This is a genomic window from Streptomyces sp. ME02-8801-2C, from assembly GCF_033793965.1.
Lineage (GTDB): Bacteria > Actinomycetota > Actinomycetes > Streptomycetales > Streptomycetaceae > Streptomyces.
On sequence record NZ_JARAXP010000038.1, the window covers coordinates 19,330 to 30,197 of the forward strand.

A 10,868-nucleotide genomic window follows, 5' to 3' on the forward strand; every position below is an offset into this window, starting at 1 on the left:
CTGGCGGTGATCATGCTTGCGCGGACGCCAGTTCCACCACGGTGATGTCCGACGGCGCCCCCACCCGCGTCGGCGGGCCCCACGCGCCGGCGCCCCGGGAGACGTACAACTGCGTGTCCCCGTACCGCTCCAGGCCCGCGAGGGTGGGGTTGGCGAGGTCGGCGATGAAGTTGCCGGGCCACAGCTGGCCGCCGTGGGTGTGGCCGGAGAGCTGGAGGTCCACGCCGTGTTCGACGGCGTCGTGGATCTGCACCGGCTGGTGGGCCAGCAGCACGCTCGCCCTGGACGTGTCCCGGTCGCCGAGTGCCTTGGCGAAGTCGGGGCCCTGGCCCTCGCTCTCGCCCGCGATGTCGTTGACGCCCGCGAGGTCGAAGGCGGGCAGCTCGACGCGCGCGTTCTCCAGCGGACGCAGACCGAGCCGCCGTACCTCCTCGACCCACTGTTCGGCGCCGGAGAAGTACTCGTGGTTCCCGGTCACGAAGAACGCGCCGTGCCGCGCCCGGAGCCCGGCGAGAGGGGCCGCTGCCGGACCCAGGTCCTTCACACTGCCGTCGACCAGGTCACCGACGACCGCGATCAGGTCGGGCTGGGTGGAGTTGATCGTGTCGACGACCTTCTGCGCGAAACCCCGGCCTAGGACCGGCCCGAGGTGGATGTCGCTGACGACGGCGATCCGGAACCCGTGGGCGCCGCGCGGGAGTTTGGCCAGCGGCACCGTGACGCGCTTCACGCGGGGGCCGCGTACGACGCCGTACGTGCCGTAGCCGACGGTCCCGGCCGCGATGGTCGCCGCCGCGCCCGCCACCGCGCGGGAGACGAACAGACGCCGGGAGGGGGCGGCGAGCAGGCGGGGGGAGGTCTCGGGGGTGTCCGGGGTGGTCGGGGCGCTCGGGGTGGCAGGAGCGTCGGCTGGCGGGTCCGGGGTCTCGGACGCACCCGCCGGTACGGTTTCCGTCTTCCGGAGCAGGACCGGCGGTACCGGCGGCGCGGCCTGTACGGGTGCCTCGGCCGGGGCGCGCCGTTCCAGGAACCGTCGCAGCAGTGGCCGTACGGCCTCGCCCGCGATCAGGGCCAGGCCCAGATAGATGAACAGGGCCAGCCACAGGAAGCCCGGCCAGGCCAGGGTGCGCTGGAGCCAGAAGGGCGCGCCGGTCCGCTCGGCGACAAGGGCCGCGATCATCATGACGGGCAGGGCGACGATCGCCACCGTGCCGACGCGACGGGCCGGGCCGGGTCCCGCGGTCGTGTCGCGCACCAGGCGGCGCCAGACGTACCAGTGCAGCCCCACGAGGGCGGCGACCGCGGCGAGGGCGGCGAGCACAAAGACGATGACCATGTGGGTGTGTCCCCCGTTATGAGGTCTGGCGCAAAGCGCGCAGTCCGCGCAACCCGATGCTGCCGACGATCGTCCCCAGTACGAAGGAGACGACCGCGAGCACCAGATGCACCCAGAAGTACGCCGTGGGAGTGCCCGCGTCGTCGAACGCGAGTCCGCTGCCGTCCTTGACCAGATTCTTGATGAAAGTGACCCAGATGAACCAGCTCCACACCCCGAAGGCGAGCAGGAACCAGGAGACGGGACGGCTGAGCTTCATGGGTTCAGTATCGCCAACCGGTACTGGGACCGGTCGCCGGGGTGGGGAGAGGCACATCGGTGCCGGGTGCGGGGGTGGTACGACTTCACGGGCCACTACATGTACGTTCTCCGTCGTGTCCGCCTCCAAAAAGACCGCCAAGCGAACCCTGCTGGTCACCTCCGCCACCCTGCTGTCCGCCGCGCTGACCGCGCCCGTACCGGCGTTCGCGGCCCCCAGGCCGACACCGAGCGCCAAGCCGACGACCCCGAGCGCCACGCCGAGCACCACGCCGACGGCGACTCCCCCGGCGAACATGTCGACCGTGGGCGGGCCGCGGCTCGGGCAGGAGGGGACGCAGGTGAACCTCGCCGAGGGCGTGCCGGTGATCCCGAAGGACGTCACTGCCCGCTCCTGGATCGTGTCGGACGCCGAGTCCGGCGACGTCCTCGCCGCACACAACGCGCACTGGCGGCTGCCTCCGGCGAGCACGCTGAAGATGCTGTTCGCCGACACCGTGCTGCCGAAGTTCCCGAGGACGCTGAAGCACAAGGTCACGCCCGCCGAGCTGGCGGACGTCGGCGCCGGTTCCAGCATGGTCGGCATCAAGGAGAAGGAGACGTACACGGTCCACGACCTGTGGCTCGGCGTCTTCCTGCGGTCCGGCAACGACGCCGTGCACGTGCTGTCCCACATGAACGGTGGCGTTGCGGCCACCGTCAAGGAGATGAACGAGCACGCCGAGGAGCTCCAGGCCCTCGACACGAACGTGGTCAGCCCCGACGGCTACGACGAGCGGGGGCAGGTGTCGTCCGCGTACGACCTGACGCTGTTCGCGCGCTCCGGGCTGCAGAAGAAGGACTTCCGCGAGTACTGCTCGACCGTGTCGGCCAAGTTCCCGGGCGAGACGAAGAAGAACAAGCAGGGCAAGTGGGTGCGCGGAAACTTCGAGATCCAGAACACCAACCGGCTGCTCGCCGGGGACTCGGACGTCTCCGTGTACCAGGGCATCGCGGGCGTGAAGAACGGCAACACCACCAACGCGGGCGCGACCTTCACCGGTGTCGCCGAGCGGGGCGGCAAGGTGTTGCTGGTCACGGTCATGAACCCGGAGAAGACCGAGCACAACGAGGTCTACAAGGAGACCGCGCGGCTGCTCGACTGGGGGTTCAGGGCCGCCGGGAAGGTGAAGCCGGTGGGTGAGCTGGTCGCGCCCAAGGGGGCGGCGGGGGCCGACGCCTCGCCGGGGGCGGCGGGGGGCACCGACACCGGGAGCGGGTCGGGCGCCGACTCCGGTGAGGCGGGAGGCGGTGAGGCGGGGGATCCCGGGAAGGCGGGTGCGTCCGCGTCGCCGGTCGCCAACGCTTCGTCCCAGGTGGATCCGGACAGGCGGGGTATGGGAGTCGCGCTGGGGATCGCCGGTGGGGTGGTGGTGTTGCTGGCGGGGGGTGCGTTTCTGGTCAATCGGCGGTGGCCGTTGCCGGAGTTGGTACGGCGGAAGCGGTAAGAGGTTCTGCGGGGGTTTTCTGGGGGCTGCGCCCCCAGACCCCCTACGGCTCTGAACGGTCTGAACGGTCTGAAGAGGGTGTTGCCGTCCAGCTCGCGCAGAACAGTACGAGTCTGGACGTGAAGTTGATCCAGAGGAGCAGGGCCACCGGGACGCCGAACGCGCCGTACATGCTCTTTCCCGCCACGTCCTGCATATAGCTGCTGAGCAGCAGCTTCAGCAGTTCGAAGCCGGCCGCGCCGATCAGCGCGGCGACGAACAGGCGCCGCCGGGTCGGTTCCACGCCGGGCAGCAGGGTGAGGACGTACAGGAGGACCAGGAAGTCGGCGAGGACCGCGACGGCGAACGCGGCCAGGCGCAGCAGGACCGCTCCCCAGCCGGCCTCGTCGATGCCGAGTCCGCGCGCGGCCCAGCCGATCGCTGCCGACGCGACCGTGGACGCGCCGATCGTGACGAGGACCGCGCCGCCGAGCCCGACCAGCACACCGGCGTCCTTGACCTTGCGCAGGACGGGGTTGCCCTCGTCCTCGGGCACCTCCCACACCGCCCGCAGACACTCCCGCATCGAGCCGACCCAGCCGATGCCGGTGAACAGCAGGACGGCGCCCGCGATCACCCCGATCGTGCCCGCGTTCTCCACCAGACCGTCGATGTTCAGCTGCTCGGAGATGCCGGGCACCTGTTCGGCGATCTTGTCTTCGAGCTCGTTCTGCCGTCCGGTGCTGAGCGTGGCGGCGGCGATCGCCGCGGCCAGGGTGAGCAGCGGGAACAGGGCCACGAAGCTGATGAAGGTCATCGCGGCGGCCAGTCGCGACCACTTCACGCGGTCGAGTCGCTCGTACGACCGCCAGATGTGCGTGGTCATCAGGCGGACGACGACCGGGCCGATGCCGGGGAGCTTCTTCAGCCAGTCCATGGAGAGCTTGTACCCCGTAAACGCCGGACCGTGGGGGTCGGTTCTACCTGGCGGGAAGTCGGTTCTACCTGGTGGGAAGGGGGCCGCGCGCCACATGGGCCGCCTGCGGCGGTACGACGGGCCCGCCGAAGGTGAACTCGCGCAGCTTGCGCCACACCGCGTCGGCTCCCTGCTCGTACAGCGCGAAGCCGGTGCAGGGCCAGTCGGCCTCGTAGTCGGCGAGTTCCGTGAAGGCCCGGTCCATCGCCTCTTCGGAGATGCTGTGGGCGACCGTCACATGCGGGTGGTACGGGAACTGCAGTTCGCGTGCGATCGGGCCCGAGGCGTCACGGACCTGCTTCTGCAGCCAGGTGCAGGTGTCGGCACCCTCGACGATCTTGACGTACACGACGGGGGACAGTGGCCGGAAGGTGCCCGTCCCGGAGAGCCGCATCGAGAACGACCGGCCCGCGCCGGCCACCTCGACCAGGTGGGCCTCGATGGCGGGCAGCGCCGTGGAGTCGACCTCCGTGGGCGGCAACAGGGTGACGTGGGTGGGGATGCCGTGTGCGGCGGCGTCACCGAAGTCCGCACGCCGCTGCTGGAGCAGGCTGCCGTGTGGCTCCGGGACCGAGATCGACACACCGATCGTTACGGTCCCCACGTCGTCTCCTGTTCGTCGGCTCGCTGTGAGCTGGTCTTGCTGGTCTTGCTGTGCAGCTGGTCGTGCGGGTGTTGCTCGTATGGGCTGTTGCTCGTACCGGTCGGCTATCGACTGTACGGGCACGGCGGGTCTGCGGGCAGGCGCAACCATAGTGATGTGCAGCGCTCTGGTGGCGCGTCGTACGCAGTGCGGTGGTACTGGTACCCGTGCGACTGCGGTTCAGTGCCCGCAGTCTCGGGGGCAGTGTCCGGGTCCAAGACCGGGTCAATGTCCGGGGTCAGTGTTTGGCGGGCAGGAAGCCGACTCTCTCGTATGCCTGGGCGAGTGTCTCCGCGGCGACGGCCCTGGCCTTCTCCGCGCCCTTGGCGAGGATCGAGTCGAGGGTCTCCGGGTCGTCCAGATACTGCTGGGTGCGCTCCCGGAACGGCGTCACGAAGTCGACCACGACATCGGCGAGGTCCACTTTCAGCGCACCGTAGCCCTTGCCGTCGTACTTCCGCTCGAGTTCGGCGATGTCGATGCCGGTGAGCGTCGAGTAGATGCCGAGCAGGTTGCTGATGCCGGGCTTCCCCTGCGGGTCGAAGCGGATCACGGTGTCCGTGTCCGTGACCGCGCTCTTGACCTTCTTGGCGGTGGTCTTCGGATCGTCGAGGAGGTTGATGAGGCCCTTGGGCGTGGACGCCGACTTGCTCATCTTGATCGACGGGTCCTGAAGGTCGTAGATCTTCGCCGTCTCCTTCAGGATGTACGGCTTCGGGATCGTGAAGGTCTCGCCGAAGCGGCCGTTGAAGCGCTCGGCGAGGTCACGGGTCAGCTCGATGTGCTGGCGCTGGTCCTCGCCGACCGGCACCTCGTTCGCCTGGTAGAGGAGGATGTCGGCGACCTGGAGGATCGGGTACGTGAACAGCCCGACGCTCGCCCGCTCGGCGCCCTGCTTGGCGGACTTGTCCTTGAACTGGGTCATCCGGGACGCCTCGCCGAAGCCGGTGAGGCAGTTCATGATCCAGGCGAGCTGGGCGTGCTCGGGGACGTGGCTCTGGGCGAACAGCGTGCAGCGGTCGGGGTCGAGCCCGGCCGCGAGGAGCTGGGCGGCGGCCAGCCTGGTGTTGGCCGTGAGCTCCTTCGGATCCTGCGGGACCGTGATCGCGTGCAGGTCGACGACCATGTAGAACGCGTCGTGGGACTCCTGCAGGGCCACCCACTGGCGCACGGCGCCGAGGTAGTTGCCGAGGTGGAACGAGCCTGCGGTGGGCTGGATTCCGGAGAGCACGCGCGGTCGGTCTGAGGCCATGTTTCTCATTGTCTCAGAGGTACGGGGGTGGTTTCGGTACGCGGGGAGCTGCGGGCCGGTGAGGGCTGGTCGCGCCCCGCGGCGGAGCCGCAAATCGATGCGGCCCCGCGCCCCTGGGTGGGCTCAGCCCAGGTCGATCTCCGGGTAGAGGGGGAAGCCCGCCACCAGGTCCGTCGCCCTGGTCGCGATCTCGTCGGAGATCTTCGCGTCCAGGACGTGCGACGCCTTCGACGGGGCGCCCGACTTGGTGGTGCCGGGTTCGGCCGCCGTGAGGACGCGGTCGATCAGGCCGGCCACCTCGTCCATCTCCGCCGTTCCCAGGCCCCGGGTGGTGAGGGCCGGGGTGCCGATACGGATGCCGGACGTGTACCAGGCGCCGTTCGGGTCGGCCGGGATGGCGTTGCGGTTGGTGACGATGCCCGAGTCGAGGAGCGCGGTCTCGGCCTGCCGGCCGGTGAGGCCGTAGGAGGAGGCGACGTCGATCAGGTTGAGGTGGTTGTCGGTGCCGCCGGTGACCAGGGTGGCGCCCCGGCTCATCAGGCCCTCGGCGAGGGCGCGGGCGTTGTCGACGACACGCTGGGCGTAGTCCTGGAACGCGGGCCGGCGTGCCTCGGCGAGGGCGACGGCCTTGGCGGCCATGACGTGCGGGAGGGGGCCGCCGAGGACCATCGGGCAGCCGCGGTCGACCTGGTCCTTGAGGGAGTCGTCGCACAGGACCATGCCGCCGCGCGGGCCGCGCAGCGACTTGTGGGTGGTGGTCGTCACGATCTGCGCGTGCGGGACCGGGTCGAAGTCGCCGGTGAGGACCTTGCCCGCGACGAGGCCCGCGAAGTGGGCCATGTCCACCATCAGCGTGGCGCCGACCTCGTCGGCGATCTCGCGCATGATCCGGAAGTTCACGAGACGGGGGTAGGCGGAGTAGCCGGCGACGATGATCAGCGGCTTGAAGTCACGGGCGGTGGCGCGCAGGGCCTCGTAGTCGATGAGGCCGGTGGCGGGGTCGGTGCCGTAGGAACGCTGGTCGAACATCTTGCCGGAGATGTTGGGGCGGAAGCCGTGGGTGAGGTGGCCGCCGGCGTCGAGGGACATACCGAGCATGCGCTGGTTGCCGAAGGCCTGGCGCAGTTCGGCCCAGTCGGCCTCGGTGAGGTCGTTGACCTGCCGGGCGCCGCTCTTCTCCAGGAAGGGGGCCTCGACGCGGTCGGCGAGGACGGACCAGAAGGCGACGAGGTTGGCGTCGATGCCGGAGTGCGGCTGGACGTAGGCGTGCGCCGCGCCGAAGAGTTCGCGGGCGTGCTCGGCGGCGAGGGACTCGACGGTGTCGACGTTGCGACAGCCGGCGTAGAAGCGGCGGCCCACGGTGCCCTCGGCGTACTTGTCGCTGAACCAGTTGCCCATGGCCAGCAGGGTGGCCGGGGAGGCGTAGTTCTCGGAGGCGATCAGCTTGAGCATCTCGCGCTGGTCGGCGACCTCCTGGCCGATGGCGTCGGCGACCCGCGGCTCGACGGCGCGGATCACGTCGAGGGCGCTGCGGAAGGCGGTGGATTCGGGGGAGAGGGGCTCGGCTGACATGGGGACCTCCGGACGTGGCGTTCGGCGTTCACGGCTCGGCCCAGGCGCACGGCACTGACTCATGGACCCGAAGGATCCTGGGACCGCTTCCCGATGGTCGGTCCCATCCCAGCGCGCCAGTCACGGCCCACGCCCAGCCTACCGGCCGGGCGAGAGGCCGGGGCCGCGCTGTCCAGCATGCGAGCGATGCCGCTGACGCGGGGGCGGGAGGGGCTTCGGCGGGTGTGGGGGGGGCAGTGGGCGTGGGTGGGCTTCGTGCGGGGGTGAGTACCGATGAGTGCCGATGAGTGCCGATGAGTGTCAGCAGGCGCCGGTGGGCCCGTCGGCGCCGGCCGCGCCCACCCGCGCCTACCGTGCGGCGCGGTGGGCGCCGGTGAGTGTCAGCGGACGCCGGCCGGGCGCCGGTGGCGCGGCAGGCGCCGACAGGCACGGTCGGCGCCGACAGGCGCGGCAGGCGCCGGTGGCGCGGCAGGCGCCGACGGGCTCGGCGAGCGTTACAGGATGACGTGGGGCAGGAAGCGGGCGTACTCGTCGGTGATCGGACCGTCCGACTCTCGGATGCCGAGACCCGCCGACTCGCCGGCGACGACCCAGGCGCCGAGGACGACGTGGTTGCCGTCGAAGGTGGGCAGGGCCGCCAACTGCTGGTAGCAGCAGGGGTCTTGAAGGGAGGACGCGGAGGGTACGCGGGATGTGGTGGGCGCTACGGCGGCCGCAGGGGCAGCAGGCGCGGCGCGCATCCCGGATGCCACATGCGCCGCAGGCGCGGTCGGCGCCGCAGGCGCGGTCGGCGCCGCAGGCGCGGTCGGCGCCGCAGGCGCGGTCGGCGCCGCAGGCGCGGGGGGTGGCTTGTGGATCGTTACGCCCGCGCCCTCTCTGCCGAGGAGCGGCTTCCTGACGTAGCCGGTCGTGTGGGTCAGGTCCCGTGGACCGTCCAGGTACGCGGGGAGGAGGTTCGGGTGGTCGGGATAGAGCTCCCAGAGGATGGCCAGCAGCGCCTTGTTGCTCAGCAGCATCTTCCAGGCCGGTTCGATCCACAGCGTGCTGCCCGTGCCGCCGCCGTTGTCCAGGGTGTCGAGGACCTGGTCGGCGAATTCGTCCGTGGTGAGCCACTCCCACGGGTACAGCTTGAAGCAGCTGCGGATGAACCGGAGTTGGTTGTCGACGAAGCGCCCGGAGAGCGGGTCCCAGCCGATCTCCTCCACGGAGATCCAGTCGGTGTCGAGGCCCGCCTGCTCCGCCGTCTCCTTCAGGTAGGCGACGGTCATCAGGTCCTCGCCGAGTTCGTCGGCGGCGGAGTGCGCGAAGTGGAGGGGGCTGCCGGGCGGGAGGAGCCCGGCCTGTTTCCGCCAGGCGTCGACCAGGCGCTCATGCAGGGAGTTCCACTGGTCGGCGCCGGGGAAGCGGTCCTCCATCCAGAACCACTGGGCGGACGCCGCCTCCACCAGCGAGGTGGGGGTGTCGGCGTTGTACTCGAGGAGCTTCGCGGGGCCCGTACCGTCGTAGCGCAGGTCGAACCTGCCGTAGAGGGACGGGAGTTCCGCTCGGCGGTGCCAGGCCTCGGCGACCGCCGCCGCGATGCGCGGGTCGGTGATGCCCAGCTCGGCGAAACGGTTCTCCGTGACGATGTGGTCGGCCGCGGCGAGACACATGCCGTGGAGTTCCTCGACCACCTCCTCCAGCGCCTCCACCTCCGGGAGCGAGAAGACGTAGTACGCGCTCTCGTCCCAGTAGGGGCGCAGCGTGCCGTCGGGGAGGCGGGTGAGCGGGTAGATGAGCCCCTGCGCCTCGACGGTCTGCTGCCAGTCGGGGCGGGGCTCGATCGTGTGGCGCCGCATGCCGCTCAGCCGCCCGAGCCGGAGTCGCCGCCGCCGAAGCCGCCGCGGTGGACGCCGGTGCGGCTGTCGTCGTCGCCGCTTCCTCCGCTGCTCGAGCTTCCGCCGCTCGAACGGGACTCGGTGAAGGAACCGCCCTTCACCCAGCCGGACTTCTTCTTGCCGCCGTAGTAGTGGGCACCGTTGACCGACGTGACGGTCTTGCAGTTCTTCTCGGCGACGACCTTGTAGCCCTTGGCGGCGCGGTAACTGTCGCGGTCGACGCAGCGCTTGTCGGGGTCGTCCGAGGAGCACGCGGTGAGGGCGGCGGCGAGGAGGCCCATGCCGCCTAGTACGACGGTGCCCGAGCGGAGCCGTCTGCGCGTGTCAGCCATGTTCGTGTCTCCCCGTTTTCCCCGTTGTGGTGTTTCGCCCAGCTTAAAGATCGCCCAGGGCCGGGTTCGGCTGACCCCCTGTTCCTTCCACCCGCCTCCCACCTCTCACCTCTCACCTCCCTACTCCCTCCTCCCTCCTACCGCCTCTCTCCACTCCGCCCCACCTAGAGTCACCGTGTGCTCTTTGGAATGGTGTGCGCGCTCGGCGCGGCGGTCTGCTTCGGTACGGCGACGGTGTTGCAGGCGATGGCCGCGCGGGCGGCGGCCGCCGGTCCCACCGACTCACGCGAGAGCCCGCGCGGCGGTCCGGGCGGCGGTCCGGGCGGCGACGCGGCGTTGCTGTTGCGGGCGTTGCGGCAGTGGCGGTACATCGCAGGACTGGCCCTGGACGGGCTCGGCTTCCTCTTCCAGATCGCCGCGCTGCGTTCCCTTCCGATCTACGCCGTCGGCGCGGCGTTGGCCGCGAGTCTCGCCGTCACCGCGGTGGTCGCCGCCCGGCTGCTGCGGGCGCGGCTGAGCGGGGTGGAGTGGGCCGCGGTGGGGGTGGTGTGCGCGGGGTTGGGCATGCTGGGGCTGTCCTCCGGGACGGAGGGGGAGCGGGCCGGGTCGGACGCGCTCAGGTACGCGATGCTCGCGACCGCGGTGGGGGTGCTGGTGCTGGGGTTGCTGGGCGGGCGGTTGCCGGAGCGGGGACGGGGGCTGGTGCTCGGGTTGGGGGCGGGGTTCGGGTTCGGGGTGGTCGAGGTCTCGGTGCGGCTCGTCGATGAGCTGTCGGTGGGGGCGCTGGTGGCGAACGCGGCGGTGTACGCGCTGGTGGTGGGGGGTGCGGGGGCGTTCCTGGCGTTGACGTCGGCGTTGCAGCGGGGGGCGGTGACCGTGCCTACGGCGGGGATGGTGATCGGGGAGACGATCGGGCCGGCGGTGATCGGGGTGGTGTGGCTGGGGGACCGTACGAGGGAGGGGTTGGGGTGGCTGGCGGTGGCGGGGTTCGGGGTGGCCGTGGTGGGGGCGTTGGCGTTGGCGCGGTTCGGTGAGGCGCCGGACTGAGAGTCGCCCTCGCCGCCCTTACCCGTCCCATCCCTTCCTGGGGGCTGCGTCCCCAGACCCCCGCTACGGCCCTGAACGGGCCTCGTCCTCAAACGCCGGACGGGCTGGA

At 70.8% G+C, this 10,868-nt stretch carries 9 protein-coding genes and 2 pseudogenes; 2 read left to right on the plus strand and 9 right to left on the minus strand.

What is annotated here, in order from left to right:
• Nucleotides 1–10: 10 nt before the first annotated feature.
• Both PV396_RS44075 and PV396_RS44080 read right to left on the minus strand, forming a co-directional pair.
• Nucleotides 11–1,336 (minus strand): metallophosphoesterase, encoded by a 1,326-nt coding sequence (locus PV396_RS44075; protein ID WP_319214015.1) that lies wholly within the window; start codon nucleotides 1,334–1,336, stop codon nucleotides 11–13.
• Between the two features lie 16 nt (nucleotides 1,337–1,352).
• A complete protein-coding gene (locus tag PV396_RS44080) occupies nucleotides 1,353–1,595 on the minus strand; it encodes an SCO4848 family membrane protein (RefSeq protein WP_319214016.1) in 243 nt (80 codons plus the stop codon).
• Nucleotides 1,596–1,710: 115 nt separating this feature from the next.
• On the opposite strand from PV396_RS44080, the gene PV396_RS44085 reads away from it, so the two are divergent.
• A complete protein-coding gene (locus tag PV396_RS44085) occupies nucleotides 1,711–3,081 on the plus strand; it encodes a D-alanyl-D-alanine carboxypeptidase family protein (RefSeq protein ID WP_416071587.1) in 1,371 nt (456 codons plus the stop codon).
• Between the two features lie 43 nt (nucleotides 3,082–3,124).
• Here the strand turns inward: PV396_RS44085 and PV396_RS44090 are convergent, their stop codons facing one another.
• The 7 genes and pseudogenes from PV396_RS44090 to PV396_RS44120 all read right to left on the minus strand — a co-directional run bounded on the left by PV396_RS44090 (nucleotide 3,125) and on the right by PV396_RS44120 (nucleotide 9,712).
• Nucleotides 3,125–3,997 carry a YihY/virulence factor BrkB family protein gene (locus tag PV396_RS44090; protein ID WP_319214018.1) on the minus strand — a complete coding sequence of 291 codons (873 nt, stop codon included), beginning with the start codon at nucleotides 3,995–3,997 and terminating at the stop codon, nucleotides 3,125–3,127.
• Between the two features lie 64 nt (nucleotides 3,998–4,061).
• Complete coding sequence (locus PV396_RS44095) at nucleotides 4,062–4,640, minus strand: 2'-5' RNA ligase family protein (protein ID WP_319214019.1); 579 nt, start codon at nucleotides 4,638–4,640, stop codon at nucleotides 4,062–4,064.
• A 277-nt stretch (nucleotides 4,641–4,917) separates the two neighbouring features.
• Nucleotides 4,918–5,931, minus strand: a complete 1,014-nt coding sequence (trpS, locus tag PV396_RS44100; protein ID WP_319214020.1) for a tryptophan--tRNA ligase — start codon at nucleotides 5,929–5,931, stop codon at nucleotides 4,918–4,920.
• 123 nt (nucleotides 5,932–6,054) lie between these two features.
• A complete protein-coding gene (locus tag PV396_RS44105) occupies nucleotides 6,055–7,503 on the minus strand; it encodes a glycine hydroxymethyltransferase (protein WP_319214021.1) in 1,449 nt (482 codons plus the stop codon).
• A 494-nt stretch (nucleotides 7,504–7,997) separates the two neighbouring features.
• Nucleotides 7,998–8,165 (minus strand): annotated as a pseudogene (locus PV396_RS44110) (glutathionylspermidine synthase family protein); the annotation flags it as partial.
• Between the two features lie 171 nt (nucleotides 8,166–8,336).
• Nucleotides 8,337–9,341 (minus strand): annotated as a pseudogene (locus tag PV396_RS44115) (glutathionylspermidine synthase family protein); the annotation flags it as partial.
• A gap of 5 nt (nucleotides 9,342–9,346) precedes the next feature.
• On the minus strand, nucleotides 9,347–9,712 hold the full coding sequence (locus PV396_RS44120) for a hypothetical protein (protein ID WP_319214022.1): 366 nt from the start codon (nucleotides 9,710–9,712) through the stop codon (nucleotides 9,347–9,349).
• A gap of 189 nt (nucleotides 9,713–9,901) precedes the next feature.
• Between PV396_RS44120 and PV396_RS44125 the strand changes: the two genes are divergently transcribed.
• Nucleotides 9,902–10,759 carry a hypothetical protein gene (locus PV396_RS44125; protein WP_319214024.1) on the plus strand — a complete coding sequence of 286 codons (858 nt, stop codon included), beginning with the start codon at nucleotides 9,902–9,904 and terminating at the stop codon, nucleotides 10,757–10,759.
• The last annotated feature ends 109 nt before the right edge of the window (nucleotides 10,760–10,868 follow it).

What these genes read in the sequence shown, in the direction of transcription:
- PV396_RS44075 (WP_319214015.1), bottom strand. Translation starts at nt 1,336, where the DNA reads ATGGTCATCGTCTTTGTGCTCGCCGCCCTCGCCGCGGTCGCCGCCCTC.
- PV396_RS44080 (WP_319214016.1), bottom strand. Translation starts at nt 1,595, where the DNA reads ATGAAGCTCAGCCGTCCCGTCTCCTGGTTCCTGCTCGCCTTCGGGGTG.
- PV396_RS44090 (WP_319214018.1), bottom strand. Translation starts at nt 3,997, where the DNA reads ATGGACTGGCTGAAGAAGCTCCCCGGCATCGGCCCGGTCGTCGTCCGC.
- trpS (WP_319214020.1), bottom strand. Translation starts at nt 5,931, where the DNA reads ATGGCCTCAGACCGACCGCGCGTGCTCTCCGGAATCCAGCCCACCGCA.
- PV396_RS44105 (WP_319214021.1), bottom strand. Translation starts at nt 7,503, where the DNA reads ATGTCAGCCGAGCCCCTCTCCCCCGAATCCACCGCCTTCCGCAGCGCC.
- PV396_RS44120 (WP_319214022.1), bottom strand. Translation starts at nt 9,712, where the DNA reads ATGGCTGACACGCGCAGACGGCTCCGCTCGGGCACCGTCGTACTAGGC.
- PV396_RS44125 (WP_319214024.1), top strand. Translation starts at nt 9,902, where the DNA reads ATGGTGTGCGCGCTCGGCGCGGCGGTCTGCTTCGGTACGGCGACGGTG.